General features: G+C 67.5%; 28 protein-coding genes. 8 read left to right on the forward strand and 20 right to left on the reverse strand.

All coding sequences use genetic code 11. From position 1 onward, the window contains the following. Positions 1 to 62: 62 nt before the first annotated feature. Positions 63 to 467, forward strand: a complete 405-nt coding sequence (locus AC07O4_RS18185; RefSeq protein WP_095743933.1) for a response regulator — start codon at positions 63 to 65, stop codon at positions 465 to 467. A 7-nt stretch (positions 468 to 474) separates the two neighbouring features. On the opposite strand, the gene AC07O4_RS18190 is transcribed toward AC07O4_RS18185, so the two are convergent. Next, positions 475 to 1,107 (reverse strand): response regulator, encoded by a 633-nt coding sequence (locus AC07O4_RS18190; RefSeq protein ID WP_007837167.1) that lies wholly within the window; start codon positions 1,105 to 1,107, stop codon positions 475 to 477. A 130-nt stretch (positions 1,108 to 1,237) separates the two neighbouring features. Between AC07O4_RS18190 and AC07O4_RS18195 the strand changes: the two genes are divergently transcribed. From AC07O4_RS18195 to AC07O4_RS18215, 5 genes are all read left to right on the forward strand, one after another. After that, positions 1,238 to 2,608, forward strand: a complete 1,371-nt coding sequence (locus AC07O4_RS18195; protein WP_062477077.1) for a CHASE3 domain-containing protein — start codon at positions 1,238 to 1,240, stop codon at positions 2,606 to 2,608. A gap of 204 nt (positions 2,609 to 2,812) precedes the next feature. Further along, positions 2,813 to 2,977: a DUF1328 domain-containing protein gene (locus tag AC07O4_RS18200; protein ID WP_070063586.1), complete on the forward strand. Its 165-nt coding sequence runs from the start codon at positions 2,813 to 2,815 to the stop codon at positions 2,975 to 2,977. A 54-nt stretch (positions 2,978 to 3,031) separates the two neighbouring features. Continuing rightward, positions 3,032 to 3,406 (forward strand): hypothetical protein, encoded by a 375-nt coding sequence (locus AC07O4_RS18205; RefSeq protein ID WP_062477074.1) that lies wholly within the window; start codon positions 3,032 to 3,034, stop codon positions 3,404 to 3,406. 52 nt (positions 3,407 to 3,458) lie between these two features. Next, positions 3,459 to 3,842, forward strand: coding sequence for a hypothetical protein (locus AC07O4_RS18210; RefSeq protein ID WP_062477071.1), 384 nt, complete (start codon positions 3,459 to 3,461; stop codon positions 3,840 to 3,842). After that, positions 3,829 to 4,338, forward strand: coding sequence for a hypothetical protein (locus AC07O4_RS18215; RefSeq protein ID WP_495305281.1), 510 nt, complete (start codon positions 3,829 to 3,831; stop codon positions 4,336 to 4,338). Before AC07O4_RS18210 ends, AC07O4_RS18215 begins: the two co-directional genes overlap by 14 nt. A gap of 83 nt (positions 4,339 to 4,421) precedes the next feature. Here the strand turns inward: AC07O4_RS18215 and AC07O4_RS18220 are convergent, their stop codons facing one another. The 16 genes from AC07O4_RS18220 to AC07O4_RS18295 all read right to left on the reverse strand — a co-directional run bounded on the left by AC07O4_RS18220 (position 4,422) and on the right by AC07O4_RS18295 (position 18,230). Next, the gene (locus AC07O4_RS18220) at positions 4,422 to 4,916 is read right to left on the reverse strand and encodes a BON domain-containing protein (protein ID WP_492734171.1); all 495 of its coding nucleotides are present in this window, start codon (positions 4,914 to 4,916) and stop codon (positions 4,422 to 4,424) included. A gap of 136 nt (positions 4,917 to 5,052) precedes the next feature. Next, complete coding sequence (locus AC07O4_RS18225) at positions 5,053 to 5,877, reverse strand: DUF429 domain-containing protein (RefSeq protein ID WP_495305282.1); 825 nt, start codon at positions 5,875 to 5,877, stop codon at positions 5,053 to 5,055. A gap of 13 nt (positions 5,878 to 5,890) precedes the next feature. Beyond that, entirely contained in the window at positions 5,891 to 6,772 is an 882-nt protein-coding gene (locus tag AC07O4_RS18230; RefSeq protein ID WP_390346141.1) for an EamA family transporter, read from the reverse strand. 16 nt (positions 6,773 to 6,788) lie between these two features. Continuing rightward, positions 6,789 to 7,211: a BLUF domain-containing protein gene (locus AC07O4_RS18235; RefSeq protein WP_062477059.1), complete on the reverse strand. Its 423-nt coding sequence runs from the start codon at positions 7,209 to 7,211 to the stop codon at positions 6,789 to 6,791. A gap of 3 nt (positions 7,212 to 7,214) precedes the next feature. Further along, positions 7,215 to 7,946, reverse strand: a complete 732-nt coding sequence (gene folE / locus AC07O4_RS18240; RefSeq protein WP_062477056.1) for a GTP cyclohydrolase I — start codon at positions 7,944 to 7,946, stop codon at positions 7,215 to 7,217. 73 nt (positions 7,947 to 8,019) lie between these two features. Beyond that, the gene (locus tag AC07O4_RS18245) at positions 8,020 to 8,793 is read right to left on the reverse strand and encodes an endonuclease/exonuclease/phosphatase family protein (protein WP_095949358.1); all 774 of its coding nucleotides are present in this window, start codon (positions 8,791 to 8,793) and stop codon (positions 8,020 to 8,022) included. Next, positions 8,790 to 9,266 (reverse strand): dihydroneopterin triphosphate diphosphatase, encoded by a 477-nt coding sequence (gene nudB, locus AC07O4_RS18250; protein ID WP_495305283.1) that lies wholly within the window; start codon positions 9,264 to 9,266, stop codon positions 8,790 to 8,792. The genes AC07O4_RS18245 and nudB overlap by 4 nt, the downstream gene beginning before the upstream one ends. Positions 9,267 to 9,273: 7 nt before the next feature. Further along, positions 9,274 to 11,079 carry an aspartate--tRNA ligase gene (gene aspS, locus AC07O4_RS18255; RefSeq protein WP_062477047.1) on the reverse strand — a complete coding sequence of 602 codons (1,806 nt, stop codon included), beginning with the start codon at positions 11,077 to 11,079 and terminating at the stop codon, positions 9,274 to 9,276. Positions 11,080 to 11,116: 37 nt separating this feature from the next. Next, positions 11,117 to 11,749, reverse strand: coding sequence for a DUF502 domain-containing protein (locus AC07O4_RS18260; RefSeq protein WP_062477045.1), 633 nt, complete (start codon positions 11,747 to 11,749; stop codon positions 11,117 to 11,119). A 14-nt stretch (positions 11,750 to 11,763) separates the two neighbouring features. Further along, a complete protein-coding gene (locus AC07O4_RS18265) occupies positions 11,764 to 12,117 on the reverse strand; it encodes an FmdB family zinc ribbon protein (protein ID WP_495305284.1) in 354 nt (117 codons plus the stop codon). Between the two features lie 105 nt (positions 12,118 to 12,222). Beyond that, positions 12,223 to 13,671, reverse strand: coding sequence for a high affinity choline transporter 1 (locus tag AC07O4_RS18270; RefSeq protein WP_493194558.1), 1,449 nt, complete (start codon positions 13,669 to 13,671; stop codon positions 12,223 to 12,225). A gap of 19 nt (positions 13,672 to 13,690) precedes the next feature. Then, complete coding sequence (ubiB, locus tag AC07O4_RS18275) at positions 13,691 to 15,256, reverse strand: ubiquinone biosynthesis regulatory protein kinase UbiB (protein WP_139700161.1); 1,566 nt, start codon at positions 15,254 to 15,256, stop codon at positions 13,691 to 13,693. Beyond that, the gene (locus tag AC07O4_RS18280; RefSeq protein ID WP_062477123.1) at positions 15,253 to 15,810 is read right to left on the reverse strand and encodes a ubiquinone biosynthesis accessory factor UbiJ; all 558 of its coding nucleotides are present in this window, start codon (positions 15,808 to 15,810) and stop codon (positions 15,253 to 15,255) included. The genes ubiB and AC07O4_RS18280 overlap by 4 nt, the downstream gene beginning before the upstream one ends. Before the next feature lie 57 nt (positions 15,811 to 15,867). Continuing rightward, positions 15,868 to 16,872, reverse strand: coding sequence for a Tim44 domain-containing protein (locus AC07O4_RS18285; protein ID WP_062477032.1), 1,005 nt, complete (start codon positions 16,870 to 16,872; stop codon positions 15,868 to 15,870). Between the two features lie 41 nt (positions 16,873 to 16,913). Further along, the gene (gene ubiE / locus AC07O4_RS18290) at positions 16,914 to 17,645 is read right to left on the reverse strand and encodes a bifunctional demethylmenaquinone methyltransferase/2-methoxy-6-polyprenyl-1,4-benzoquinol methylase UbiE (RefSeq protein ID WP_056578284.1); all 732 of its coding nucleotides are present in this window, start codon (positions 17,643 to 17,645) and stop codon (positions 16,914 to 16,916) included. A gap of 171 nt (positions 17,646 to 17,816) precedes the next feature. Beyond that, a complete protein-coding gene (locus AC07O4_RS18295) occupies positions 17,817 to 18,230 on the reverse strand; it encodes a gamma-butyrobetaine hydroxylase family protein (protein ID WP_062477026.1) in 414 nt (137 codons plus the stop codon). A 98-nt stretch (positions 18,231 to 18,328) separates the two neighbouring features. Between AC07O4_RS18295 and AC07O4_RS18300 the strand changes: the two genes are divergently transcribed. Next, on the forward strand, positions 18,329 to 19,120 hold the full coding sequence (locus AC07O4_RS18300; RefSeq protein ID WP_495305285.1) for a hypothetical protein: 792 nt from the start codon (positions 18,329 to 18,331) through the stop codon (positions 19,118 to 19,120). A gap of 15 nt (positions 19,121 to 19,135) precedes the next feature. Here the strand turns inward: AC07O4_RS18300 and AC07O4_RS18305 are convergent, their stop codons facing one another. From AC07O4_RS18305 to serA, 3 genes are all read right to left on the reverse strand, one after another. Next, positions 19,136 to 19,573 carry an HIT family protein gene (locus tag AC07O4_RS18305; protein WP_492741211.1) on the reverse strand — a complete coding sequence of 146 codons (438 nt, stop codon included), beginning with the start codon at positions 19,571 to 19,573 and terminating at the stop codon, positions 19,136 to 19,138. Beyond that, entirely contained in the window at positions 19,570 to 23,448 is a 3,879-nt protein-coding gene (locus AC07O4_RS18310) for a DUF3683 domain-containing protein (RefSeq protein ID WP_495305286.1), read from the reverse strand. Before AC07O4_RS18310 ends, AC07O4_RS18305 begins: the two co-directional genes overlap by 4 nt. 140 nt (positions 23,449 to 23,588) lie before the next feature. Next, positions 23,589 to 24,821: a phosphoglycerate dehydrogenase gene (gene serA, locus AC07O4_RS18315; protein WP_070063599.1), complete on the reverse strand. Its 1,233-nt coding sequence runs from the start codon at positions 24,819 to 24,821 to the stop codon at positions 23,589 to 23,591. Positions 24,822 to 25,048: 227 nt separating this feature from the next. Here serA and ugpB point away from each other — a divergent pair, with 227 nt between their 5' ends. After that, positions 25,049 to 26,359 carry a sn-glycerol-3-phosphate ABC transporter substrate-binding protein UgpB gene (ugpB, locus tag AC07O4_RS18320; protein WP_369644485.1) on the forward strand — a complete coding sequence of 437 codons (1,311 nt, stop codon included), beginning with the start codon at positions 25,049 to 25,051 and terminating at the stop codon, positions 26,357 to 26,359. Positions 26,360 to 26,404: the final 45 nt, after the last annotated feature.

Raw genomic sequence — 26,404 nt, forward strand, 5'->3', positions numbered from 1 at the left:
CTCTCCTCCGCAGGGCGCTTGGACACGAGCACCTGCCCACCTCAGAGGAAGCGCGGTTCGGCATGGATTCCAGATTGCAGACCTACGTTGTCGAAGACAACCCCACGATCCGTGAAAACCTCATCGGCACTCTGGAAGAGCTCACCTGCACCACGGTCGTGGGCTTTGCGGAAACCGAGCAGCACGCGCGCGACTGGCTGCGCGACCATGCCGACGAATGGCACCTGGCCATCGTCGATCTCTTTCTCAAGCAGGGGAGTGGCCTGGGCATCCTTCAGGCCTGCCAGTCGCGCAAGCCCGGCCAGAAGGTGGTGGTGCTCAGCAACTATGCGACGCCCGACATCCGGCGCCGCTGCGCCGAGTTCGGGGTCGACGCGGTGTTCGACAAGTCGAACGAGATCGACGCATTGGTCGACTTCTGCATCCGCCAGGCCGCCGCGCTGCGGTCCGCACCCGGCGATGCCTAGGCGCAGCTCAATCGATGAGCTTGTTCTTCAGCGCGTAGTAGGTCAGGTCGCTGTTGGAGGACAGGTTCATCTTCTCCATCAGCCGCGTGCGGTAGGTGCTCACCGTCTTCACCGACAGCGACAGCGTCTTGGCGATGTCGCCGGCGGTCTCGCCCTTGGCCAGCTTCAGGAACACCTGGAACTCGCGCTCCGAGAGCTGCTCGTGCGGCGCGGCGTCGTCCTTGCGGTCGAGCTGGCGGGCCAGCAGTTCGGCCACGGCGGGCGTGATGTAGCGCCGGCCCAGCGAAATGGTGCGAATGGCGTTCACGATCTCGATCGGATCGCACTCCTTGTTGAGGTAGCCGCTGGCGCCCTGACGGATCAGGTTCATCGCGTAGTGCTCCTCGGGGTAGCCGCTGAGGATCAGGATGCCCACGTCCGGCGCCTTGGCGCGGATCATGGCGAGTGCATCGATACCGCTTTGTCCCGGCATGGAGAGATCCATCACCAGCACGTCCAGTTCGGTGGTGCGTACCAGCTCGATGGCTTCACGGCCGCTCGCTGCCTCGCCCGCCACGCGCAGGTCCACGTGCTCGGAGAAGAACTGCCGGAGGCCCGATCGCACGATGGCGTGGTCGTCCACAATTCCAATTTTGATCATCTGTTACTTTCGTCGTTGTGCCGCAGCTTTGGAAGCCGCAGCATGCCGGTCCCTGATTGTTATCAATTATTCACGAAGTTGCATTGAATGCGACCCTAAGGGTGTCATGCACTGGTTAGCCCCCCAAAAAATGGCCGTGAGCCTGTTGCTCGCGGCGCTGGCCGCACTGGCCCTCGTGGGCATCAACGAGGCAGGATACCGGCAATCGAGCCGCGCCCTGGCGGACATCGACGAGGCGCAGCAGATCCGCGGCACGCTCAACCAGATCCTGCAGAACATGCTGGACGCCGAAACCGGCCAGCGCGGCTTCCTGCTCACGGGCGAAGCCGCCTACCGCCAGCCCTACGACATCGCGGTCAAGCAGGTGGACGGCAACCTGGCCACGCTGCGCCAGCTGTACGCCGAACGCCCGGCCGAGCGCACCCAGCTGTCCGAGCTGTCCAAGCACGTGCTGCGCAAGATCGCCGAGATGGACATGAGCGTGCGGCTGCGCCACGAGGGCAACGAGGACGCCTGGAAGTTCGTCATGACCACCGACGTCGGGCGCGAGGAGATGGAAGCCATCCGCGCCACCGCCAACGAGCTGGTGAAGACCAGCAACGCGACGCTGCAGGCCGGCCAGCTGCAGGTGATGAAGTCGCTGCAGCTGGCGCGCGTCGGCACCGGCATCGTGGCGCTCGCGGCGCTGATCGCCTTCTTCCTGTACCTGCGCCAGACGCACGCGCTGCGCTCCGTGGGCGAGCGCCAGCAGGAGGCGCTGCAACGCGAACGCAACGCCCTCGAGGACGAGGTGCGCGAGCGCACCGCCTCGCTGGCCGAGCTCGCCACCCACCTGCAGGACGTGCGTGAGACCGAGCGCGGCTACCTGGCGCGCGAACTGCACGACGAGCTGGGCTCGCTGCTCACGGCCGCCAAGCTCGACGTGGCGCGGCTGAAGTCGCGGCTGGCCGACTCGCCCGACGCCATTCAGCGGCTGCAGCATCTGACCGAGCTGCTCAACAGCGGCATCGCGCTGAAGCGCCGCATCATCGAGGACCTGCGGCCTTCGTCGCTCTCCAACCTCGGGCTGGTCGCCTCGCTGGAAATCCTGGGGCGCGAGTTCGGGGAGCGCTCGGGGCTGGAGATCGAGATGGCGCTGGAACCGGTGACCATGGACGAGTCGCGTCAGCTCACGATCTACCGCATGGTGCAGGAGAGCCTGACCAACATCGGCAAGTACGCCGAGGCAAGCGAAGCCACCATCGTGCTGAAGAACTACGCCAACCACGTGATCGTGGAGGTGGCCGACAACGGCAAGGGCTTCGACGCGCAGCGCATGCGCCCGTCGACGCACGGTCTGGCGGGCATGCGCCACCGGGTCGAGGCGGCGCGCGGCAAGCTCACCATCACCTCGGCGCCCGGCCAGGGCACGCGGCTCACCGCGATGCTGCCGGTGGTGAAGCCGGCACCGCAGGCCGGCACGCCGGCGAGCCCCGACACCCCCGCGTCGCGCGGTGCCTGACGCAGGCGCTGGCATTTCTTCACGTCCCGGGCCTGCGGCGACTCGGTCGCCTCCTACGCACCCCCGCCCCGGTCGCTGACAGGGCCGATGCGGCCCTGCCCTTAAGGTGGGTCCTGTGTCATCCGGCACCGGGCCGCGTCTTCAGCGATGCGCCTGGATGCATGGTTTCAAACCACAAAGAGGGAAGCCTCGAAGGAGTTCCGCATGCTGCACTACGCCGTGGTATTTCTGGTCATCGCACTCATCGCTGCCGTGTTCGGCTTCGGTGGCATTGCCGCCAGCGCGGTGGGGATCGCCAAGGTCCTTTTCATCATCTTTGCCGTGCTCGCCATCGCCAGCTTCCTGGCCGGCTTGCTACGACGCAAGTAGCGTAGTTACGATCCACAGGCTCCCGCATTTCATCTTCCCGGAAAGGACTCTCCCATGAACACGACCAAGACCCCTTCGCAACTCGCTGACGACGTGCGCCAGACCGCCCAGGAAGCGGCCGAAACCACCCGCGCCTACGCTCAGAACGCGGTGAATGCGGCGGGCGAAAAGGTCCGCGAACTGCGCCGCGACGCCGAACCGGGTGTCGAGCAGTTGGCCGCACGCGTGCAGCAAGCCGTGCAGCGCGGCCTCGACGCCGCCTCGACCACCAGCGCCCGCGCGCACCGCCGCATCGAACAGGCCGCCGACGTGACGGGCCGCTACATCTCCGACCAGCCCGTGCGCTCGGTGCTGCTGGCCGCCGCTGCCGGCGCCGCCATCACGGCGCTGATCGTGCTGGCCAGCCGCCGCAACCGCGACGACTACTGATCCGCTGTTGCATCGCCACTGAACGACCGACCCCGCCCGACCACCCTCGCACATGCTTCATCCGATCTTCTCGACGGTGCTCGGGCACCCGGAGCTCATTGCCGATCACATCGCCAACTACGCCGCCCTTGTCCGGCAGGAGAGTGCCGTAGCGGGGCGCGGCCTGGTTGCCCGACTGGTCGCGGGCGTCCTGGCGGTGGCCACCGCCGTGCTCGCCCTCGGGCTGATCGGCGTGGCCGTGCTGCTCGGCGTGCTGCACGGCAGCTTCCACTGGGTGTTGGTGGCCGTGCCTGCCGTGGCAGTGGTCATCGCCGCGATCTGCACCTGGATCGCCACCCGCCCGAGCCCGAACTACGGCTTCGACGATCTGCGTGCCCAACTGGCCGCGGACCTCGACGCGCTGCACGCCGCCGGAGCCCGCCATGAGCAGCCCTGATCCCCGCCGCCCTGCCGCACCGCAACTCACGCCGCAACAGCGGCTGACCCTTTCTCGCCGCGCGCTCGTGCGGCAACTGAACGGCGAGCCCGACGCACCGGCGCCCCATCGCGCCTTGGCTGCCGGCGACGCCGACGACGACCTCGAATACGCACACACCGACGCGGGTGATGCGCCGCCCGCCTCGCCGGGGCGCCGCCACAACGTCTGGAGCGCGATGGCGCGCGGCGTGGTGCAGCGCTGGTGGCGCCGCCATCCCGCGCACGCGGCCGGCCAACTGGCCCGCCCCCTGCTCGAACACTACGCCCGCACCGAGCCCGTCAAGCTCATGGCCGCCGCGGCCGCCACGGGCTCGCTGCTGGTGCTCGTGCGGCCCTGGCGGCTGCTCTCGGCCACGGCCGTGATCGCGGCGGTGCTCAAGACCTCCGACGTGGCCGACCTGGTCAACACGCTGCTGCAGAAGCCCGCGCGGCCGCCGCGGCAGGACCCGCCCTGACGTCACGCCAACGCGTGCTGCACGCAGACAAGAAAAAGCCCGGTCGAACCGGGCTTTTTTGCTGGGCGCGGCGCAAGGGCCGGTCAGCCCTTCACTTCGAGCTGGTTGTTCACCGACTTCACACCCTGCACGGCCTTGGCGATCTCCTCGGCGCGCGACTTCGCGGCGGCCGTCGGTGCCGGGCCCTTGAGGCTCACGGTGCCGCCCTTGGTGTCGACGTCGATCTTGATCGCGCTCAGGTCCGGGTCCTTGGCCAGGCCGGCCGAGACCGAGGCGGTGATCGCGGCGTCGTCGACCGTGGCGGTGACGGCAGCGGTGGCGTCCTTGGCGGCTTCCTTCACATCGGCGGTGGCGCCGGCCATGCCGGTCTTGGCGTCGGCCGCGGCCTGTTCGGTCTTGGCCTTGGCATCGGAGGCCGCCTGCTCGGTCTTGGCGACGGCGCTGTCGAGCTTCTCACCGGCGGTCTGGTTGCCCGGCTTGTCGCAGGCGGCCAGGGTCAGCGCGGCGCCGGCGGCGAGCACGGCGAGCCAGGTGCGCGAGGTGGCAAAGGGAGCGAGGGAACGGTTCGACGTTGTCATGGGAAATCCTCCTGCGGTCGGAAATGGGTGCATGGACCGGCTTGGTCCACGCCAGTCAATCTAGTCCCCGCCGCCTGCGCCCGGGTGTCGCCGCAGGCCCGAAGCGCTGTAGGACAAGCAAGCGACGGCAGGCGGCTCAGGCGCTGACGATCCAGCCTTCGAGCGGGTCCATGGACCCCGGCAATCCGTAGCCCGGCCCGGGGCTATCGGCGCGCTGGCGGGCCCAAGCGGCCTGCAGCAGGCACAGCACGGCGTCGAGTTCATCGCCCTTGGCGTCGGCGCGCAGCCCGTCGCGCTGCGCGGCCGTGAGTTGGAGGCGCAGGCCGAGCCGCGTGCGTCCGGCCTCGAGCGCGGCCAGCAGGTCGGCGCGCGCGGCCCCGCGCTCGGGCGACTGCCGCGCGAGGTCGTCGCTCTTGTAGCTGCGCCGGCCGATCAGCTCGCGGGCCAGCAGGCCGGGATAGGCCTCCAGCGCGATGCGCTCCTTGTGCGTGCCCGCGTGCAGGCCCGGCAAGGTCGCGCCGGCTGCGAGCAGGCGCGGCACGCCGGCGTGCAGCATGTAGGCCACCGGCGGGTTCACCCACTTCATCGACGGGCTCGAGCCCGCCGGCGCATCGGTCGCACGGTGCGCGAATTTGCCGCCGACCGGACGCGCCGCGCAGAAGGCGGCGAAGGTGTCGCGGATCTCGGCGCGGCTCAGGCCGGCGTAGTGGGCGATCAGCGCGTCCCACGCGGCCGGCCACTGCAGGTGCTCGACCAGTTCGCGCGGCAGGCCGAAGGGAAAGTCGAAGCCGCCGACCCAGGCGGGCGTGCTGCTGTCGAGCCATTGGCCCCAGGCGTCGAGCGTGGCGAAGCGGTGCAGGCCGGTCAGCGTGACGGCGTCCGAGCCGGCCATCTCACCGACGGCCACGACGATGGGCTTGCGGGCGGTCGGTGCGCTCGAGAAATCGCAGCCGAAGAGCATCGCCCGCCCTCGGTCAACCCAGTGCGAGCGCGATCACGCCGGCCGCGATGAACAGCGCGCCCAGCAGCCGCAGCATGCGGTCGCCTTCGCGCAGCAGGTGCCCGCCGATCAGCGCGGCGAACAGCATCGACACCTCGCGCGCCGGCGCGACGTGCGAGATGGGCGCCTGCTGCACCGCGTACAGCACCAGCACGTACGAGACGGGGCTGATCGCCGCCACCAGCAGCGCGTACTTCCACTGGTCGCGCCACATGCGCGCGGTGGTCGCGCGGTCCTGCAGCGCGGCGGGCAGCAGCAGCACGAGGCGCACGAAGTTGCTCATGTAGTCGAGCAGGATCGGCGACATGGCGAGGAACTTGACGGCGTAGCTGTCGGTGACCGTGTAGGCCGCGATGAAGGCGCCGGTCAGCACGCCGTAGCGCATGCCCTTGTGCACGCGCTCGCGCTGCACCGGGTCGTGCTTCTTGTGAAAGAGGCGCGGGCCGCCGGCCACCAGGAACACGCCGAGCACCACGCCGAAGATGCCGGCCACGCCGACGAGGCTGATCTTCTCGCCGAGAAACAGGATCGCCACCAGCGACGACAGCAGCGGCCCCGAGCCGCGCGCCAGCGGATAGACCACCGTGAGATCGGACTTGCGGTAGCCGCGCAGCAGCACGACGTAATAGAAGACGTGCAGCACGCCGCTCAGCACGATGAAGGCCCACTCCTTCGTGCCCCAGGTCGGCACGACGCTCCAGCCGAGCGTGATGCCCACGGGCGCCCACACCACGGCCATGAACACGCCGCTCTGGAACGCGAAGCGCGAATCGCCGTTCGCCTTCTTGGCGGCGATGTTCCAGCTGGCGTGGATGACCCCGGCCAGCAGGATCAGTGCGAAAGCGGAAAGGGGCACCCCGGTCGAACCGGGATCAGTGGCGGCCGACGATGGCCGCGGTGGCCATCAGTTCTTCGAGCAGCGCGAGCGAGACCTTGCCCGAGACCTTGTAGGGGTCGAGTTCGGGCTTCTCGGAGTACTTCAGCAGCGTCGAGGCGTTGAGCTTGGAGAGGTTGACCTGCCCCATCGTCCAGCCGCCGAAGCGGCGCTCGGAGATTTCCTCGTAGTGCAGCAACACCACGTCCTTGTGGCGCGGATCGCGCTGGATGTGGCCGTAGAGATCGCTGATGGCGTCGCGCCCGCCCTCGATGGCCTGCAAGAAGGTGCCGGCGCCGTAGCAGAGGATGCCGGTGATGCCGCAGGCCGGGTTGTGCGTGCGCGATTTCGCGAGGATCGCCTCGATGGCCTCGGGGCTGGTATCGACGGCGCGACTGGCATAGAGAAGTCGGACCAGCATGGCTCAGCTCTTTCGTGGCAGGAGGGAGAGGAATTCGCGACGCAGGCTCGGGTCTTTCAGGAACACGCCGCGCATGACGGAGTTGATCATCTTGCTGTCCATTTCCTTCACGCCGCGCCAGGCCATGCAGAAGTGCTCGGCCTCCATGACCAGCGCCAGGCCGTCGGGCTGGGTCTTTTCCTGGATCAGGTCGGCCAGCTGCACCACGGCTTCTTCCTGGATCTGCGGACGGCCCATGACCCATTCGGCCAGGCGCGCGTACTTGGACAGGCCGATCACGTTGGTGTGCTCATTGGGCATCACGCCGATCCACAGCTTGCCGATGATCGGGCAGAAGTGGTGCGAGCAGGCGCTGCGCACGGTGATCGGGCCGACGATCATCAGCTCGTTCAGGTGCTCGGCGTTGGGAAACTCGGTGAGCGGAGGCGCCGGCACATAGCGGCCGCGGAACACCTCGTTGAGGTACATCTTGGCCACGCGGCGCGCGGTGTTGTCGGTGTTGTGATCGTTCTCGACGTCGATGACCAGGCTCTCGAGCACGCCCTTCATCTTGACCTCGACCTCGTCGAGCAGCGACTCCAGCTCGCCCGGCTGGATGAACTCGGCGATGTTGTCGTTGGCGTTGAAACGCTTGCGCGCTGCATTCAGTCGCTCGCGGATCTTGACGGAGACGGGGGTGCCCTCGTCATCGTCTTTTCGATCGGGAAGCGGTTCGACGTCGGTTTTCCTCAGCATGGCGGGGATCGTACCAGTGAATGGCCCCAGGGGATTCGGGCTACAACGCCCGCCCCTTCTCGGAGCAATGCTATCAATTAGGTAGCGCGAAGTCGGCTACCAGCGGAAGGTGGTCGGACATGCGGGCCCAGATCGGGCCGCGCGGCACATTGCAGGCCAGCGGTTCGAGCTGGCGGCCGTAGACGAAATCCAGCTGCGTCACGGGCAGCCGCGAGGGGTACGTGAGCGTGCGCGGGCCGCGCAGGTCGCTGGTGTCGCGCAGGCCCATGGCGTTCATGGCGTAGCGCATGCGCGCGCCCCAGTCGTTGAAATCGCCGGCCACCACCACGGCCTCGTCGGCCGGCACCTCGCGCTCGATGAACTCGCGCAGTCGGGCCACCTGCCGCACGCGGCTGCCCTTGATGAGCCCCAGGTGCACCACGATGGCGTGCACCCGGCGCCCTTCGACGTCGATCACGGCATGCAGCAGGCCGCGCTGTTCGAAGCGGTGGTCGGAGATGTCCTGGTGGCTGGTGCGGATCACCGGCCAGCGCGTGAGCAGCGCGTTGCCGTGCTCGCCGTGGCGCGTGACGGCGTTGGTCTCGTAGACGGCCGTGTAGCCCTCGGGCGCCAAAAAGTCGGCCTGCGGCAGCTCGGGCCAGCGCGGAAAGCGGGCGGCGGCCTGCCGGTTCATCTTGCGCACTTCCTGCAGGCAGACGATGTCGGCATCGAGCTGCTCGATAGCGTGGCCCAGGTTGTGGATCTCGAGCCGACGCGCCGGCCCGATCCCCTGCACACCCTTGTGGATGTTGTAGGTCGCGACCCGGAGGTTCTGCGTTGCTGCTGCTGCGGCGGCCGGTGGGTTCATCGCGCAAATTCTGGCAGCAACAGAATGGCTTCGGCGTTCGACGGGGAAAAGCAGGCGTCCGCCGCCTCGTGGTACGGCAGCCATTGCCAGTCGGTGTGCTCGCGCGGATCGAGCCGGGGTGTCAGGCGCTCGGGCACGCACAGGCCGAACAGGTGCTCGGTGTTGTGGGTGACGCCGGGTTCGTAGCGCACGCGCCAGCCGGGGTAGATCTCGTAGACGTTGCGCAGCTGCCAGTCGACCAGTTGCGACGCCAGCGGCGTGCCTTCACTGCAATCGATGCCGGTCTCCTCGGCCACTTCGCGTGCGGCGGTGAGCGCGAGCGGCTCGTCGAGGGCGTCCTTGCTTCCAGTGACCGACTGCCAGAAGTCGGACTCGGCATCCGCACGCCGGATGAGCAGCACATCGAGTGCCGGCGTGTGGATCACGACCAGCACCGACTCCGGGATCTTCCAGGGCCGGGTGCCGGTCGTCATGGCTGCATCAGGCCGCTTGCGGCGTGTTGCGCAGCTTGATGTGCAGTTCGCGCAGTTGCTTCTCGTCGACCGGGCTCGGCGCCTGCGTCAGCAGGTCTTGCGCGCGCTGGGTTTTGGGGAACGCGATCACGTCGCGGATCGACTCGGCGCCGGTCATGAGCATGACGAGGCGGTCCAGGCCGATGGCGATGCCGCCGTGCGGCGGCGCGCCGTACTGCAGCGCGTCCAGCAGGAAGCCGAACTTGAGCTGCGCGTCCTCGGCGCTGATCTTCAGCGCGCGGAACACCTTGCTCTGCACTTCCTCGCGGTGGATACGCACCGAGCCGCCGCCCATTTCGATGCCGTTGAGCACCATGTCGTAGGCCTTGGCGATGCACTTCTCGGGCGCGGTGTCCATGAGGTCTTCATGGCCGTCCTTCGGTGCGGTGAACGGGTGGTGCACGGCGCTCCAGCGCTGGCCTTCCTCGTCGAACTCGAACATCGGGAAGTCGACCACCCACAGCGGGGCCCAGCGGTCGTCGAACAGGCCCGCCTTCTTGCCGAAGGCACTGTGGCCGATCTTCACGCGCAGCGCGCCGATGGCGTCGTTGACGACCTTTTCCTTGTCGGCGCCGAAGAACAGGATGTCGCCGTTGCGCGCACCCGTGCGGGCGATGATCTCGGCCAGCGTGGCGTCGTCGAGGTTCTTGACGATCGGGCTTTGCAGGCCGTCGCGGCCGGCGGCTGCGTCGTTGACCTTGATGTAGGCCAGGCCCTTGGCGCCGTAGATCTTCACGAACTCCTGGTAGGCGTCGATTTCGCCGCGCGACAGGCCGCCCTCGGCACCGCCGCCGGGCACGCGCAGCGCGACGACGCGGCCGCCAGCCATGGTGGCGGCGTTGGAGAACACCTTGAACTCGACGCGCTTCATCAGCTCGGTGAGTTCGGTGAACTCGAGCTTCACGCGCAGGTCGGGCTTGTCCGAGCCGTACTTGAACATCGCGTCGGCGTAGCTCATGGTCGGGAACACCGGCAGGTCGATGTCCGCGGCGTTGCGGAACACGTTGCGGATCATGCCTTCGAACATCTCGCGGATTTCCTCTTCGGCGAGGAACGAGGTCTCGATGTCGATCTGCGTGAATTCAGGCTGGCGGTCGGCGCGCAGGTCTTCGTCGCGGAAGCACTTCACGATCTGGTAGTAGCGGTCGTAGCCGGCCACCATCAGCAGCTGCTTGAACAGCTGGGGCGACTGCGGCAGCGCGAAGAAGCTGCCGTCGTGCACGCGGCTGGGCACGAGGTAGTCGCGCGCGCCTTCGGGCGTGGACTTGCCCAGCATCGGCGTCTCGATGTCGATGAAGCCGTTGGCATCGAGGAACTTGCGCGTTTCCATCGTCACCTTGTAGCGCAGCATCATGTTGCGCTGCATGGCCGGGCGGCGCAGGTCGAGCACGCGGTGCGTGAGGCGGGTGGTTTCCGACAGGTTGTCGTCGTCCAGCAGGAACGGGGGCGTGACCGAGGGGTTCAGCACCTTCAGTTCGTGACACAGCACTTCGATCTTGCCGCTCTTGAGGCTGTCGTTGGTCGTGCCTTCGGGGCGCGCGCGCACCAGGCCGGTGATCTGCACGCAGAACTCATTGCGCAGGTTCTCGGCCACGGCGAAGGTCGAGGCGCGGTCGGGGTCGCACACCACCTGCACGTAGCCTTCGCGGTCGCGCACGTCGATGAAGATCACGCCGCCGTGGTCGCGGCGACGGTTGACCCACCCGCACAGGGTGACGGTCTGGCCCAACAGGGCTTCGGTCACAAGACCGCAATAGTGAGTACGCATGGCCATAGAGATGACTTCCGGCGCCGTCGTGGCGCGTTCGTTTTTATGAGTTGGATGGCTTGATCGCCACCGAGGAGGGGCCGCCTGGAACGACCACGCCCATCGAGACGATGTACTTGAGCGCTTCGTCCACGCTCATCTTCAGTTCGACGCAGTCACTGCGCTTGAGCATGACGAAGTAGCCGCCCGTGGGGTTGGGCGTGGTCGGCACGTAGACGCTGAGGAATTCCTCGCTGCCCAGGTACTCGGCCACCTCGTTGCCCGGCGCGCCGGTCACGAAGGCAATGGTCCACACGCTCTCGCGCGGCCACTGGATCAGCACTGCCGTGCGGAATGCGTTGCCGTTCTCGGAGAACAGCGTGTCCGACACCTGCTTGACGCTCGAGTAGATCGAGCGCACGACCGGAATGCGGCGCACCACAGCGTCGCCCCAGCCGAGCAGGCGCTTGCCGACGAAGTTGCTCGCAATGGCACCGACCACCAGCAGAATGGCCAGCGTGAGCAGCACACCGAGCCCGCGGATGTTGTTGTCGTAGAGCCAGCGCTGCCATGCGCCCGGCAGCACCCACAGCGTCTGGTCGAGCGTGTCGATGATCCACTTCAGCACCGCCAGGGTGATGAACAGCGGAACGATCACCAGCAAGCCGGAGAACAACCATTTGCGCAGGGCGGACATGGGAGAGGGTTCCGTCAGTCGCCGCTCTTGGCGGCAGCCGTTGCAGCGGGGGCCGGCGCGGGAGCGGGAGCGGGAGCGGGCGCCGGTGCGGGGCTGGAGGCGGGGGACGAAGAAGAAGCGTCGGCCGACTTGGCGCTGTCGCCGGACGCAGCGGGCGCGGTGGCGGCCTCGGACTTCTTGCCGCCGCCCTCGCGGAAGTCGGTCACGTACCAGCCCGAGCCCTTGAGCTGGAAGCCGGCGGCCGTGACCTGCTTTTCAAATGCGCTCGCACCGCATTCCGGGCACACCGAGAGAGGCGTGTCCGACATCTTCTGCAGAACGTCCTTGGCAAAGCCGCAGGAACTGCACTTGTAGGCGTAAATGGGCATGGGAAATCGGGGTGGGAATGAGCGACGCAGCTGCCGCTCGCAAAGCCCTCGATTATAGGGGCGCCCCCGCGCGCAGGGGCCGTGGGGGCGCGGCCCGGCCCGCCGTCAGGCCGGCTCGGTCGCCAGGAGGCGGTGCGGCGTGTGAGTGTTCGCTATCCATTGCGGCAGCAGCGAGCCGACAACCATGCCCGCGAACGAGGACAGCACGCCCGCCAGCTGGGCCGGGAAGGCGGTACCCCAAGGCATGGCCATGAACAGCAGCCAGACGCCGATGCCCCCCACGATCGAGGCGATGGCGCCCTGGGTGGTGGCACGGCGCCAGTACAGGCCGCACACCAGCGGCACGAAGGCCCCGACCAGCGGCACCTGGTAGGCGCCCGAGACCAGTTCGTAGATCGGCGTGCCCTGCATGCGGATCGCGTAGGCCAGCACGGCGGCGCTGAACAGCAGCACCGTGATGCGCATGGTCATCAGGTTCTCGCGGTCGGTGCCGGCGGGACGAAACTGGCGCCAGATGTTCTCGGTGAAGGTGACGCTGGGCGCCAGCAGGGTGGCCGAGGCGGTCGACTTGATGGCCGACAGCAGCGCGCCGAAGAACAGCACCTGCATCACGAAGGGCATCTTCTGCAGCACCAGCGTGGGCAGCACCTTCTGCGGATCCTCCTTCAGCAGCACAGCCACCTCCTCCGGCATGATCAGCAGCGCGCTGGCCACGAGGAACATCGGCACGAAGGCGAACAGGATGTAGGCCACGCCGCCGATCACCGGACCGCGGGTCGCGGCCTTGACGCTGTTGGCCGACATCACGCGCTGGAACACGTCCTGCTGCGGAATGGAGCCCAGCATCATCGTGATGGCCGCGGCAAAGAAGAACACCATGTCGTGCCAGTTGGGCTCGGGCCAGAACTTGAAGAGGTCCTTGCTGACCGCGAAGGCCACCACCTTGTCGGCGCCGCCGGCCATGTCGCCCGCGAACATCGCGATGACCGCGAGGCCGACGACCAGAATGATCATCTGGATGAAGTCGGTCACGGCCACCGACCACATGCCGCCGAACAGCGTGTAGGCCAGGATCGAGACCACGCCGATCACCATGCCCAGCGGGATGCTGATGGCCCCGGCCGACAGCACGTTGAACACCAGCCCCAGCGCCGTGACCTGCGCCGACACCCAGCCCAGGTAGCTCAGCATGATGATCAGCGAGCAGGCCACTTCCACGCTGCGGCCGTAGCGCTCGCGGTAGTAGTCGCTGATGGTCAAGAGCGTCATGCGGTACAGCTTGCCCGCGAAGAACAGGCCCACCAAGATCAGGCAGGTGCCCGCGCCGAACGGGTCTTCGACCACGCCGCTCAGGCCGCCCTCGATGAACTTGGCCGGGATGCCGAGCACCGTCTCGGACCCGAACCAGGTCGCGAAGGTGGTCGTGATGATCATGAACAGCGGCAGGTGCCGCCCCGCGATCGCGAAGTCGGTGGTGTTCTTCACCCGTTTGGCCGCATACAGGCCGATGGCGATGGTGACCAGCAGATAGACGATGACCAGCGTCAACAACACGGCGAAACTCCTCCAGCCTCTAGAACAAACGCACGCGCACCAACACTTGCATGGCGAGCAACCCCAGGACGAATCCGATGCCGCCATAGAGGATGGCCTGCAGCAGCCGGTTGGTGCGCTTCTGCGCGGCCAGCAACTCCTGCAACTCGCGGCGGTGATCGGGCGGCCGATTTTCCAGGAAATCGTGCAGCAAACGCGGCAATTGCGGCAGCAATTTCGCGTAGCGCGGCGCCTCGGCCCGCAGCTGCTGGAACAGCTTCTTCGGCCCGATCTGGTCGATCATCCACTTCTCGAGGAAGGGCTTGGCCGTGGCCCAGAGGTCGAGCTCGGGGTCGATGCTGCGGCCCAGGCCCTCGATGTTCAGCAGGGTCTTCTGCAGCAGCACAAGCTGCGGCTGGATCTCGACGTGGAAGCGGCGCGAGGTCTGGAACAGGCGCATCAGCACCATGCCCAGCGAGATTTCCTTCAGCGGCCGGTCGAAGTACGGCTCGCACACGGTGCGGATCGCCGCCTCGAGCTCGTCGATGCGCGTGCCCTGCGGCACCCAGCCGCTCTCCAGGTGCAGCTCGGCCACGCGCTTGTAGTCGCGCCGGAAGAAAGCCGCGAAGTTCTGCGCGAGGTATTCCTTGTCGGACTCGGTGAGCGTGCCGATGATGCCGAAGTCGAGCGAGATGTAGCGCCCGAAGGTCTCGGGCGCCAGGCTCACCTGGATGTTGCCCGGGTGCATGTCGGCATGGAAGAAGCCGTCGCGGAACACCTGTGTGAAGAAGATCGTCACGCCGTCGCGCGCGAGCTTGGGAATGTCGACGCCGGCGGCGCGCAGCTTGTCGATCTGGGCAATGGGCACGCCGTTCATGCGCTCCATCACGATGACTTCGGGGTGGCAGAAGTCCCAGAACATCTCGGGGATCAGCACCAGGTCGAGCGAGGCCATGTTGCGGCGCAGCTGCGCGGCGTTGGCGGCCTCGCGCACGAGGTCGAGCTCGTCGTGCAGGTACTTGTCGAACTCGCCGACCACCTCGCGCGGCTTCAGGCGCTTGCCGTCGGGCGAGAGCTTCTCGATCCAGCCGGCCATCATGGCCATGAGGGCCAGGTCCTTCTCGATCACGCCGCGCATGTTGGGGCGCAGCACCTTCACCGCCACGTCGCGGATCTCGCCCTGGTTGGTGCGGATGGTCGCGAAGTGCACCTGCGCGATCGAGGCGCTGGCGATGGGCGTTTCGTCGAACTGCACGAACACGTCGCTCACCGGGCGGCGGAAGGCGCGCTCGATGGTCGCGACCGCCACCGCCGAGGGGAACGGCGGCACGCGGTCCTGCAGGAAGGCGAGCTCGTCGGCGATGTCGGGCGGCAGCAGGTCGCGCCGCGTGGACAGCACCTGGCCGAACTTCACGAAGATGGGGCCCAGCCGCTCCAATGCCTCGCGCAGGCGCTGGCCGCGCGGCGCGTCGAGGTTGCGTCCAACGGAGACGATGCGTGCCACCACGCGCAGCCAGGGCTTCTGGAAGCTCGTGAGCACGAGCTCGTCCAGGCCATAGCGCAGTGCGACCCAGACGATGAACAGGCCGCGATAGAAGCGACTCATTCGGCGTGGCCCGCCGCACCGCCGGCACGGGCCGAGCGGTCGCCGACGAACTGGCGCAGCGCGCCGACCACGCGCCGCACGCCGTTGCCCAGCGTGTGCGCGGGCACGTCGCCGATCACGCGGGCCAGGTCGTCCTCGACGTCCCAGCGCACGTGGTCGACCAGCCAGTTGACCTCGGCCGCGAGTTGCACGTCGCCGACGATCTGCACGGAGGGCTTGTCGCCGCGCAGCGTGGCGCGGGCGATGTCGAAGGGGGAGTCATCGATCACGGTGAGCGTGAGTTCGGGCGTGGAGCCGGCAGGTGCCAGGTCGAGCAGGCCGGCCGGCGTGGCCACCAGTTCCATCGTCACGAAGCGCCACTGGAAGCGCACCACCCTGCCCTGCTGGCGCAGCAGCCGCTGCTGCGCTTCGGGCTCCTGCTGCAACACGTGGTTCAGGAACAGGACCGCGCGGTGCTGGATCTCGTGGACGGCCCAGGCCGGCGGTTGCAGGCGTTCGCCGATGCGGTTGAACAAGTCGCCGAGCAAAGAAAAAGGGGACGATGGTGTAGCCATGGTCCCCATTATCCCGTCAGTGCTACAGCCGGGTGACGGCTGCAGCTCAGGTTTTTGTCATTGCAGCGCTTGCACGCCTGCGACGAGCCAGCCGGCGCTGCCGGTCTTGGTCATGTTCCAGACTTCGCGGAACGGGGCCGGGCCCGCCGAGGCGTCTTCGCGGATCATGCCGGAGAACTCCACGCTCGCCATGTAGGCGTCGGGCAGCTCTTCGATGCCCAACAGCTTGGCGTCGAGCATCACGACCTCGGTCTTGTTGAGCGCACCGCCCGTGTGGCTGGCGCGGTCGGCCAGCTGCGTGCGGATCTCTTCGACCATGCTGTCGGTCATCATGGAACGCAGCATCGACACGTCGGCGCGGTCCCAGGCGTCTTGCAGGGTCACGAAGTTGCGCTTGGCGGCGGTGAGGAAACCGTCGGCATCGAAGCCTGCGGGGATGCCCCAGGACTGCGAACCGGCCAGTGCCGAACCGATCATGCTGCCGCCGGCTGCGGCACCCGCGGCCGAGAGGCTGCTGCCGTGCGATGCCGGCGCGGCGTCGAACGCCGCGGCGTTGCGCTCCCACGGCCGTGCCGAGGCGTCGTTGCCGACGTTGGCCGGGCTGTACTGTGCCGGTGCGCGTGCATCGGCGGGGCTGCCGGCGCCCTGGAAGGCGAAAGCGCCCTGGCGGTTGGCGTTGCCCGACGACGCGGCCGAGCGCGCCTTGAAGATGCGCCACACCGCGAGCGCGGCAAAAGCCAGCAGCGCGATCAGCAGGATGTTGGCGAAGCCGGCACCCAGGCCCAGCGAATTCGCGAGCCATGCCAGGCCCAGGCCGGCGGCGAGACCGCCGAGCATCGCGCCCCACGGACGCTTCGGTGCAGCGGCGGCGGGCGTTGCGGGCTTGGGCGCCGCATTGGTCGCGTTCTGCTGCGCGGGGGCCGCGGGCTGCGTGGCCTGGCGCTGCGTCACGTTGGACGACTGGCGACCGACGGACTTGCCGCCACCCATGCGAGCAGCTTCCGCCTGAACGCTCACCAGCACCAGTGCTGCTGCCAAGAACAAAGAACCCAAACTCTTCATGCCGTCTCCTCTTGAGCGAAAAATTCGCGTCGTCATCGTGATCAACACTTGATTCCAACATGGAGGGCAGCAATTCCCCCCGTCATGTTGTGATAGTCCACATGTCCGAAACCGCCCTCTTTCATGAGGGTCTTGAGCTCCTCTTGCGAGGGATGCATTCGGATCGATTCGGCCAGGTAGCGGTAGCTCGCATCGTCGCCGGCCACGAGCTTGCCCAGGCGCGGCAGCACGTTGAACGAATACCAGTCGTAGGCCTTCGTGAGCGGCTTGGCGACCTTCGAGAACTCGAGCACCAGCAGCTTGCCGCGCGGCTTGAGCACGCGGTTCATCTCCTTGAGGGCAACGTCCTTGTGCGTCATGTTGCGCAGGCCGAAGGCCACGGTGACCACGTCGAAGTGGTCGTCGGGAAAGGGCAGCTTCTCGGCGTCGCAGACCGTGGTGGGCAGCACCACGCCGGCGTCGAGCAGGCGGTTGCGGCCGGTGCGCAGCATGGCTTCGTTGATGTCGGTATGGACCACCTGGCCCGTGGCGCCGACCTTCTTGGAGAAGGCGAGTGCGAGGTCGCCGGTACCGCCCGCGATGTCGAGCACGCGCGAGCCTTCGCCCACGTTCGCGACCATCACGGTGTAGGCCTTCCAGGCCCGGTGCAGTCCGGCCGACATCAGGTCGTTCATGATGTCGTAGCGCGAGGCCACCGAGTCGAAGACGCCGCGAACGCGTTGCGCCTTCTCGCTTTCGTCGACTTTCTCGAAGCCGAAGTGGGTTGTACTCATGCGCTGGATGTTAGGCCGGAAGGCATTCCTTCAAGGCGACGACCCCGCGGGCACGGCGGACATTTGTTGCTTTTTCCTCCAACGGAGGGCCGCCGCAACGCGCGTCTTTGCTGTGTGTAAGGCTATCTTTTCAATAGCAACAGGGTATGTTTACCCTCGGTTCCTCGACGCTCAGTGGCTGCTGCAGGCGTGGCCGCCCTTGTCGGCCATCGGGGCGTCGCGGTCCACGCCCGCCGCGGCCAGGCGCCGCTCGTAATCGGCCCACAGCTCGGCCTGCCGCGCGCCCAGGTCATAGAGCAGGCTCCAGGTGTAGATGCCGGAGTTGTGGCCATCGCTGAAGGCCGGCTGCACCGCGTAGTTGCCCACCGGCTCGAGCCCGACCAGGTCGACGTCGCGCTTGCCGGTCTGCAGCACCTCCTGCCCCGGGCCGTGGCCCTGCACCTCGGCCGACGGCGAGTAGATGCGCATCAGCTCGAAGGGGATGCGGAAGGTGGCGCCGTCCGAGAAGCCGACCTCGAGCACGCGCGATTGGCCATGCACGGTGATCGATTGGGGTGTCGGCGCGCCGGCTTGCAAACCTGCCATGGGGAATCCGTTCGGAAGAAGAGAAAAGGGAGAGGACTCGCGCAGTATGCCGCGCGCTGCGCGCCAGCGTGTCGGCCGCCTGCGCTTAGCATTGCCGCATGCCGTCACGCACACGCTCTCCCCTCCTCCTGTCGCGTCCGAACCGGGCCGCCATCGCCCTCTGCGCCGCGCTCGCGGGCACCGCCCTCGCCCCACCGGCCCATGCCTTCTGGGGCCTGATCGGCAAAGCGGCAGGCAAGGCCGCGACCGCCGGCAAGGCGGCCGGCGTCGCGGGCAAGGGCGCGGCGGTCGGCGCCGGCGCGGTGGCAGCCGAAGGTGCAACCGGCGTGGCCGCCAAGGGCGCGATGGCGCTGGGCGACGACGCCGCGCATGCCGCCCAGGCCGGCTCGCGCGGCTTCGGCGGCGCGCATGAACTGAGCACCGTGAACGCCGCGCTGCCACCCGAGGTCGCGGCCTACCTTGCCAAGCCCGCGAAGGAGCTCACGCCCAAGGACACGTCGTTCATGATGGACAGCTACCGGCAGATGGTCGAGCGCGCTGGCAAGAGCGGCGACTTCACCGCCGTCGAGCGCATGCCGACCTCGGCGGGCACCGCGCGCACGCTGCCTGCGGAGCCGGTCAAGGCTGCAGCAACACCGCAGCCGACGACCACTGCAGCAACCGCGTCACCCGGCAGCTCGGGCGCACTGCCCTTCCACGCGGTGCGCCTGCTGGCCCACGCCGCACATGCGGGCAACAAGAGCGCGCAGGCCGAGCTCGATCGCGTGTGCAGGGATGGCAGCGTGGCCTCGAAGCGCTTCTCGAAGGAAACGCGCGCCACGCCGGAATTCAAACAGGCCTGCGCGGACCGCAAGGCAGGCAGCGCGACGCGCACCGCCGCGGCCAACTAAGAAAAAGCGAAGGCCTCAGGCCAGCGTCGCCAGCCGGCGGACCATGTCGGCCTCCGCCTGCGGCAGCAGCGCCTGCACGGCGGCCAGCCGCTCGGTCGGCGCGGCCCGCTGCACGGCGGCCCAGACCGAGCCGGGGAAATGGCTGTCCCAGTCGAAGCGCGCGATCACGTGCCAGTGCAGGTGCGCCACCATGTTGCCGAGCGCGGCGATGTTGAGCTTGGTGGGCGCCAGCGCGTCGCGCAGGCACTGCTCCACGCGCACCACGGCCTCCATGCACAGCGTGCGGTCGGCCGCGTCGAGGTCGGAGAACTCCGCCGCATGGTCTTGCCACACCACGCGGTAGAAGGCCGGAAAGCCTTCTTCCTGTGCATGGATGACACGCAGCTTCGCGCCTTCGAACACGATGCGCCCGCCGGGCGCGTCGCACAGCGGGCAACCGGCCACCGCCGTCATACGAGCACCCGCTCGATGCCGCCCTGGTTGGCGGCGGCCACGTAGTTCGGCATCCAGTCGTCGCCGAGCAGCTTGTTCGCCATCTCGACCACGATGTAGTCGGCTTCGAGCAGGCCGTTGTTCAGGTCGTTGCCGTAGCGCGAGAGGCCTTGCAGACAGCTCGGGCAGCTGGTGAGGATCTTCACGTTGTCGGTCGCGCCAACATTGCCGCTCTCGCGCAGCGCGGCCTCGCCCTTCTTCAGCTCTTCCTCCTTGCGGAAGCGGATCTGCGTCGAGATGTCGGGCCGCGACACGCCCAGCGTGCCCGACTCGCCGCAGCAGCGGTCGTTCTTGAGCACGTTGTCGCCGACCAGCGCCTTCACGGTCTTCATCGGGTCCTGCTGCTTCATCGGCGAATGGCAGGGGTCGTGGTACAGGTAGCCGCCACCGCCCGCATCGGCCAGGGTGATGCCCTTTTCGAGCAGGTACTCGTGGATGTCGATGATCCGGCAGCCCGGGAAGATCTTGTCGAACTGGTAGCCCTGCAACTGGTCGTAGCAGGTGCCGCAGCTCACCACCACCGTCTTGATGTCGAGGTAGTTGAGCGTGTTGGCGACGCGGTGGAAGAGCACGCGGTTGTCCGTGATCATCTTCTCGGCCTTGTCGAACTGGCCGCTGCCGCGCTGCGGGTAGCCGCAGCACAGGTAGCCCGGCGGCAACACCGTCTGCACGCCCGCATGCCAGAGCATCGCCTGCGTGGCCAGGCCCACCTGCGAGAACAGCCGCTCCGACCCGCAGCCCGGGAAGTAGAAGACCGCCTCGGTTTCCGAGGTGGTCGTCTTCGGGTCACGGATGATCGGCACGTAGTCCGCATCCTCGATGTCGAGCAGCGCGCGCGCCGTCTTCTTCGGCAGGTTGCCCGGCATCTTCTTGTTGATGAAGTGGATCACCTGCTCCTTGATGGGCGCAGGCCCCAGCGTGGCCGGCGGCGCGCCGGTCTGCTTCTTCGCGAGGCCGCGCAGCAGGTCGTTGGCCATGCGCTGCGCCTTGAAGCCGATGCCCACCATGCCCGCGCGCACCGCCTTGATGGTCTGCGGGTTGGTCGCGTTCAGGAAGAACATGGCGGCCGCGTTACCAGGGCGGAAGCTCTTCTGGCCCATCTTGCGCAGCAGGTTGCGCATGTTCATCGACACGTCGCCGAAGTCGATCTTCACGGGGCACGGCGTGAGGCACTTGTGGCACACGGTGCAGTGGTCGGCCACGTCCTCGAACTCTTCCCAGTGCTTGATGCTGATGCCGCGCCGGGTCTGCTCCTCGTAGAGGAAGGCCTCGACCAGCAGCGAGGTCGCCAGGATCTTGTTGCGCGGGCTGTAGAGCAGGTTGGCGCGCGGCACATGGGTGGCGCACACCGGCTTGCACTTGCCGCAGCGCAGGCAGTCCTTCACGCTGTCGGCGATGGCACCGATGTCGCTCTGCTGCATGATCAGCGACTCGTGCCCCATGAGGCCGAAGCTCGGCGTGTAGGCGTTGGTCAGGTCGGCGTGCAGGGTCTGCGCTTGGCCGGCCGGCGCGCGCAGCAGCTTGCCCTTGTTGAAGCGGCCCTCGGGGTCGACCCGGGCCTTGTACTCGGTGAAGGGGCGCAGCTCTTCGTCGGTGAGGAACTCGAGCTTGGTGATGCCGATGCCGTGCTCGCCCGAGATCACGCCGTCCAGGCTGCGTGCCAGCGCCATGATGCGCACCACCGCGGCATGCGCGGTCTGCAGCATCTCGTAGTTGTCGCTGTTGACGGGCAGGTTGGTGTGCACGTTTCCGTCGCCCGCATGCATGTGCAGCGCGACCCACACGCGGCCCTTGAGCACCTGCTTGTGGATGGCCGTGCACTCGGCCAGGATCGGCCCGAACTCGGCGCCCGAAAAAATCTCCTGCAGCGGCTGGCGCAGCTGGGTCTTCCAGCTGGCGCGCAGCGTGTGGTCCTGCAGCTGCGGGAACAGCGCGTCGACGTTCTGCAGCCAGCCGGCCCACAGCGCGCGCACGTCGTGCACCAGCGCCACGGCCTGCGCCACGCGGTCTTCGAGCAGCTCGGCCGCCGGAATCTCGTGCGCGTCGTCGGTCTTGCCCAGCGGCAGGTTGCCGCGCGTGAGGAAGGCTTCGAGCGCGTCGGTGAGCGCGAGCTTGTTCTGCAGCGACAGCTCGATGTTGATGCGCTCGATGCCGTCACTGTACTCGGCCATGCGCGGCAGCGGGATCACCACGTCTTCGTTGATCTTGAAGGCGTTGGTGTGCTTGCTGATGGCCGCCGTGCGCTTGCGGTCGAGCCAGAATTTCTTGCGCGCCTCGGGGCTGATGGCGATGAAGCCTTCGCCGCTGCGCGAGTTGGCGATGCGCACCACTTCCGAGGTGACGCGGGCCACCGCATCGGCGTCGTCGCCGGCGATGTCGCCGAACAGCACCATCTTGGGCAGGCCGCCGTGCTTCTTCGACTTGGTGGCGTAGCCCACGGCCTTGAGGTAGCGGTCGTCCAGGTGCTCGAGGCCGGCCAGCAGCACGCCCGAGCGCTTCTGCTCGGCGAACATGAAGTCCTTGATCTCGACGATGCTGGGCACCGCATCCTTGGCGTTGCCGAAGAATTCGAGGCACACGGTGCGCGTGTGCGCCGGCATCTTGTGCACCACCCAGCGGCAGCTGGTGATGAGGCCGTCGCAGCCCTCTTTCTGGATGCCCGGCAGGCCCGAGAGGAACTTGTCGGTCACGTCCTTGCCCAGGCCTTCCTTGCGGAAGGTCTTGCCGGGAATGTCGAGGCGCTCGGTGCGCAGCGGGGTCTTGCCGTCGGCGGCGTAGTACTGCAGTTCGAACACGGCGCTCTCGGCGTCGTGGATCTTGCCCAGGTTATGGCCAACGCGCGTGACTTCAAGCCATTCGGCCTGCGGCGTGACCATGCGCCACGAGGCGAGGTTGTCCAGCGCCGTGCCCCACAGCACGGCCTTCTTGCCGCCGGCGTTCATGGCGACGTTGCCGCCGACGCACGAGGCCTCGGCGGAGGTGGGATCGACCGCGAACACGAAGCCCGCGCGCTCGGCCGCGTCGGCCACGCGCTGCGTGACCACGCCGGCCTCGGTCCAGATGGTGGGCACGGGCGCGGCCAGGCCGGGCAGCGCGACGTGCTCGACCTCGGTCATGGCCTCGAGCTTCTCGGTATTGATGACCACGCTCTTCCAGGTCAGCGGGATCGCGCCGCCGGTGTAGCCGGTGCCGCCGCCGCGCGGAATGATGGTCAGGCCCAGCTCGATGCAGCCCTTGACCAGCAGCGCCATCTCGGCCTCGGTGTCGGGGCACAGAACGACGAAGGGGTACTCGACGCGCCAGTCGGTGGCGTCGGTCACGTGCGACACGCGCGAGAGGCCGTCGAACTTGATGTTGTCCTTGGCCGTGAGCCGGCCCAGCACGCGGGTGGCCTTGCGGCGCAGCGCGGCGACGTCGCGGAAGGTGTCGTCGAAGGCGGCGACGGCCTGGCTGACGAGCCCGGTGAGCTCGCCCACCAGCTGGTCGCGCGGCAGGTCGCTGTCGGGGGTGCGGCGCTTCTGCACCTCGCCCAGGCGGTGGCGCAGGGCGTCGACCAGCTGGCCGCGGCGGCGCGGGTTGTCGAGCAGGTCGTCGACGAGGTAGGGGTTGCGCTGCACCACCCAGATGTCGCCCAGCACCTCGTAGAGCATGCGCGCCGATCGGCCGGTGCGGCGCTCGGCGCGCAGGGTCTGCAGCAGGTCCCAGCCGCGCTCGCCCAGGAGGCGAATCACGATCTCCCGGTCGGAGAAGCTGGTGTAGTTGTAGGGGATCTCGCGCAGTCGTACAGGCTCTGCGGCCTGTGACAACAGCGTATTCAACGCGGTCGGAGCATTCATCGGGTGGGGCCCTTGGCCAGGCGCTGCGCGCCCATGTAGCCGGGGGGTCGATTTTAGGGCAGGCCCCGGGGGCTTTGCCGTGCCCGGCCGCTATTCCCTATCGCGGCCCTATTGCGGGGCCCGCAGGGGCCCCGTCGGGCTCAGAACAGCACGCGGCTGCGGATCGTCCCGCCTACCTTCGCCAGCTTTTCCAGCGCCAGGTCGGACGAGGCGGCGTCGATGTCCATCACGACGTAGCCGATCTTCTCGTTGGTCTGCAGGAACTGGGACGAGATGTTGATGTTGTTGTCCGAGAAGATCTTGTTGATCTCGGACAGCACGCCCGGCACGTTGCGGTGGATGTGCAGCAGGCGGTGCTTGCCGGGGTGCGCCGGCAGCGCCACCTCGGGGAAGTTGACCGACGAGGTCGAGGTGCCGTTGTCGCTGTACTTGACCAGCTTCTCGGCCACTTCGAGCCCGATGTTGGCCTGCGCCTCCATGGTCGAGCCGCCGATGTGCGGCGTGAGGATCACGTTGTCCAGCCCGCGCAGCGGCGACTGGAACTCGTCCTTGTTGGTGCGCGGCTCGACCGGGAACACGTCGATGGCGGCGCCCAGCAGCTTCTTGCTCTTGAGGGCCTCGGCCAGCGGCTCGATCTCGACCACGGTGCCGCGCGAGGCGTTCAGCAGGATGGCGCCCGGCTTCATGGCGGCGATCTCGGCCGCGCCGATCATCCATTGCGTGGCCTGGGTCTCGGGCACGTGCAGGGTCACGATGTCGCTCTGGCCCAGCAGCTGGTGCAGCTCGCGCACCTGGCGGGCGTTGCCCAGCGGCAGCTTGGTGACCACGTCGTAGAAGGCCACGTGCATGCCCAGCGCCTCGGCCAGCACCGACAGCTGCGCGCCGATGGAGCCGTAGCCCACGATGCCCAGCGTCTTGCCGCGGATCTCGAAGGCGTTCTCGGCCGACTTGAGCCAGCCGCCGCGGTGCGCCACGGCGCTTTTCTCGGGCACGCCGCGCAGCAGCAGGATGGCTTCGGCCAGCACCAGCTCGGCCACCGAGCGGGTGTTGGAATACGGCGCGTTGAACACGGCCACGCCGTGTTCGCGGGCGGCTTCGAGGTCGACCTGGTTGGTGCCGATGCAGAAGCACCCGGCGGCCACCAGCTTGTGGGCGGCAGCGAACACCTCGGCCGTCAGCTGGGTGCGCGAGCGGATGCCCACGAAGTGCACGTCGGCGATCTTGGCCTTGAGTTCGGCGTCGGGCAGCGCACCCGGCAGCGACTCGATGTTGGTGTAGCCGGCGGCGCGCAGCACCTCCACGGCCGAGGGGTGGATGCCTTCGAGCAAAAGGAACTTGATCCTGCTTTTGTCGAGGGAGGTTTTGCTGCTCATGGCGTACTCAAGGAAGCCCCGGCCATGGCGACAAGCTAGGCCAAAAAAGGGAGGGCGATGCTAGCATGGTGCAGCGCAGCATGAGGCCCGCAACCCGCGCCGGGCTTGACGCCAAAGGGGTTTCCCCGATTGGAGGAACCCTTCGGTCCGTGCCCCAATGTGACGCGGCTGTGTCACGCACATGCCCTAGCATTCGCGCTTTCCATTTTTTCCCTTCAGGAGTCTTCATGCGATTCAAGACGCTCGCGTTGGCATCGGCGCTGGCCGCCACGCTGTTCAATGCAGCCCAGGCCCAGACCGAGATCCAGTGGTGGCATTCCATGACCGCCGTCAACAACGAGTGGGTCAACGACCTGGCCAAGCAGTTCAACGAGAGCCAGAAGGAATACAAGATCGTGCCGACCTTCAAGGGCACGTACGACGAATCGATGACGGCCTCCATCGCGGCCTTCCGCTCGGGCAACGCGCCGCACATCCTGCAGGTGTTCGAAGTGGGCACCGCCACCATGATGGCCAGCAAGGGCGCCGTCATTCCGGTCGGCCAGGTCATGAAGGACGCGGGCGAGAAGTTCGACCCGGCCGCCTACATCCCCGCCGTGGCCGGTTACTACACCGCCCCCAACGGCCAGATGCTGAGCTTCCCGTTCAACAGCTCCACCACCATCTTCTATTTCAACAAGGACGCCTTCAAGGCCGCCGGCCTGCCCACCGACAAGGCACCCGCCACCTGGCCCGAAGTGGTGGCCGCCGCCGCCAAGCTCAAGGCCAGCGGCCACAAGTGCCCGTTCACCACGGCCTGGCAGAACTGGACGCAGGTCGAGAGCTTCTCGGCCTGGCACAACGTGGAGTTCGCCAGCAAGGCCAACGGCCTGCAGGGCCTGGACGCGCGCCTGAAGGTGAATTCGCCGCTGCACCAGCGCCACATCGAGAACCTGGCCAGCATGTCCAAGCAGGGCCTGTTCATCTACAAGGGCCGCGGCAACGTGCCTGAAGCCTCGTTCGTGTCGGGCGAGTGCGCCATGATCAACACGTCGTCGGGCTTCTACGGCAACGTGGCCAAGAACGCCAAGTTCGCCTACGGCCTGGCACCCCTGCCCTACTACCCGGACGTGCCGGGCGCACCGCAGAACACCGTGATCGGTGGCGCCAGCCTGTGGGTCATGTCGGGCAAGAAGCCGGCCGAGTACAAGGGCGTGGCCAAGTTCTTCAGCTTCATCTCGACGCCTGAAGTGCAGTCCGCCAGCCACAAGCGCACCGGCTACCTGCCGGTGACCACCGCCTCGTACAAGCTCACCGAGGAATCGGGCTTCTACAAGCAGAACCCCGGCACCGACGTGGCCGTGACGCAGATGATCCGCAAGGTCACCGACAAGAGCCGCGGCATCCGCCTGGGCAACTACGTGCAGATCCGCGCCATCGAGGACGAAGAGCTCGAACAGGTCTGGGGCGGCAAGAAGACCGCCAAGGAAGCCCTCGATTCGATCGTGACCCGCGGCAACGAGCAGCTCGAACGCTTCCAAAAGGCGAACAAAAGCTAACGATTGAAGAACCGGGCTCCGTGTCCGGCTAATATCGCCCGCCCC

Source organism: Variovorax sp. GW821-FHT09D04 (assembly GCF_059416405.1).

What these genes read in the sequence shown, in the direction of transcription:
- AC07O4_RS18280 (WP_062477123.1), bottom strand. Translation starts at nt 15,810, where the DNA reads ATGGCTACACCATCGTCCCCTTTTTCTTTGCTCGGCGACTTGTTCAAC.
- AC07O4_RS18285 (WP_062477032.1), bottom strand. Translation starts at nt 16,872, where the DNA reads ATGAAGAGTTTGGGTTCTTTGTTCTTGGCAGCAGCACTGGTGCTGGTG.
- AC07O4_RS18245 (WP_095949358.1), bottom strand. Translation starts at nt 8,793, where the DNA reads ATGAACCCACCGGCCGCCGCAGCAGCAGCAACGCAGAACCTCCGGGTC.
- ubiB (WP_139700161.1), bottom strand. Translation starts at nt 15,256, where the DNA reads ATGAGTCGCTTCTATCGCGGCCTGTTCATCGTCTGGGTCGCACTGCGC.
- AC07O4_RS18185 (WP_095743933.1), top strand. Translation starts at nt 63, where the DNA reads ATGGATTCCAGATTGCAGACCTACGTTGTCGAAGACAACCCCACGATC.
- AC07O4_RS18310 (WP_495305286.1), bottom strand. Translation starts at nt 23,448, where the DNA reads ATGAATGCTCCGACCGCGTTGAATACGCTGTTGTCACAGGCCGCAGAG.
- ubiE (WP_056578284.1), bottom strand. Translation starts at nt 17,645, where the DNA reads ATGAGTACAACCCACTTCGGCTTCGAGAAAGTCGACGAAAGCGAGAAG.
- AC07O4_RS18215 (WP_495305281.1), top strand. Translation starts at nt 3,829, where the DNA reads ATGAGCAGCCCTGATCCCCGCCGCCCTGCCGCACCGCAACTCACGCCG.
- AC07O4_RS18190 (WP_007837167.1), bottom strand. Translation starts at nt 1,107, where the DNA reads ATGATCAAAATTGGAATTGTGGACGACCACGCCATCGTGCGATCGGGC.
- AC07O4_RS18205 (WP_062477074.1), top strand. Translation starts at nt 3,032, where the DNA reads ATGAACACGACCAAGACCCCTTCGCAACTCGCTGACGACGTGCGCCAG.
- AC07O4_RS18305 (WP_492741211.1), bottom strand. Translation starts at nt 19,573, where the DNA reads ATGACGGCGGTGGCCGGTTGCCCGCTGTGCGACGCGCCCGGCGGGCGC.
- AC07O4_RS18225 (WP_495305282.1), bottom strand. Translation starts at nt 5,877, where the DNA reads ATGCTCTTCGGCTGCGATTTCTCGAGCGCACCGACCGCCCGCAAGCCC.
- AC07O4_RS18195 (WP_062477077.1), top strand. Translation starts at nt 1,238, where the DNA reads ATGGCCGTGAGCCTGTTGCTCGCGGCGCTGGCCGCACTGGCCCTCGTG.
- aspS (WP_062477047.1), bottom strand. Translation starts at nt 11,079, where the DNA reads ATGGCCATGCGTACTCACTATTGCGGTCTTGTGACCGAAGCCCTGTTG.
- folE (WP_062477056.1), bottom strand. Translation starts at nt 7,946, where the DNA reads ATGCTGAGGAAAACCGACGTCGAACCGCTTCCCGATCGAAAAGACGAT.
- AC07O4_RS18210 (WP_062477071.1), top strand. Translation starts at nt 3,459, where the DNA reads ATGCTTCATCCGATCTTCTCGACGGTGCTCGGGCACCCGGAGCTCATT.
- ugpB (WP_369644485.1), top strand. Translation starts at nt 25,049, where the DNA reads ATGCGATTCAAGACGCTCGCGTTGGCATCGGCGCTGGCCGCCACGCTG.
- AC07O4_RS18295 (WP_062477026.1), bottom strand. Translation starts at nt 18,230, where the DNA reads ATGGCAGGTTTGCAAGCCGGCGCGCCGACACCCCAATCGATCACCGTG.
- serA (WP_070063599.1), bottom strand. Translation starts at nt 24,821, where the DNA reads ATGAGCAGCAAAACCTCCCTCGACAAAAGCAGGATCAAGTTCCTTTTG.
- AC07O4_RS18235 (WP_062477059.1), bottom strand. Translation starts at nt 7,211, where the DNA reads ATGCTGGTCCGACTTCTCTATGCCAGTCGCGCCGTCGATACCAGCCCC.
- nudB (WP_495305283.1), bottom strand. Translation starts at nt 9,266, where the DNA reads ATGACGACCGGCACCCGGCCCTGGAAGATCCCGGAGTCGGTGCTGGTC.
- AC07O4_RS18220 (WP_492734171.1), bottom strand. Translation starts at nt 4,916, where the DNA reads ATGACAACGTCGAACCGTTCCCTCGCTCCCTTTGCCACCTCGCGCACC.
- AC07O4_RS18260 (WP_062477045.1), bottom strand. Translation starts at nt 11,749, where the DNA reads ATGTCCGCCCTGCGCAAATGGTTGTTCTCCGGCTTGCTGGTGATCGTT.
- AC07O4_RS18200 (WP_070063586.1), top strand. Translation starts at nt 2,813, where the DNA reads ATGCTGCACTACGCCGTGGTATTTCTGGTCATCGCACTCATCGCTGCC.
- AC07O4_RS18300 (WP_495305285.1), top strand. Translation starts at nt 18,329, where the DNA reads ATGCCGTCACGCACACGCTCTCCCCTCCTCCTGTCGCGTCCGAACCGG.
- AC07O4_RS18265 (WP_495305284.1), bottom strand. Translation starts at nt 12,117, where the DNA reads ATGCCCATTTACGCCTACAAGTGCAGTTCCTGCGGCTTTGCCAAGGAC.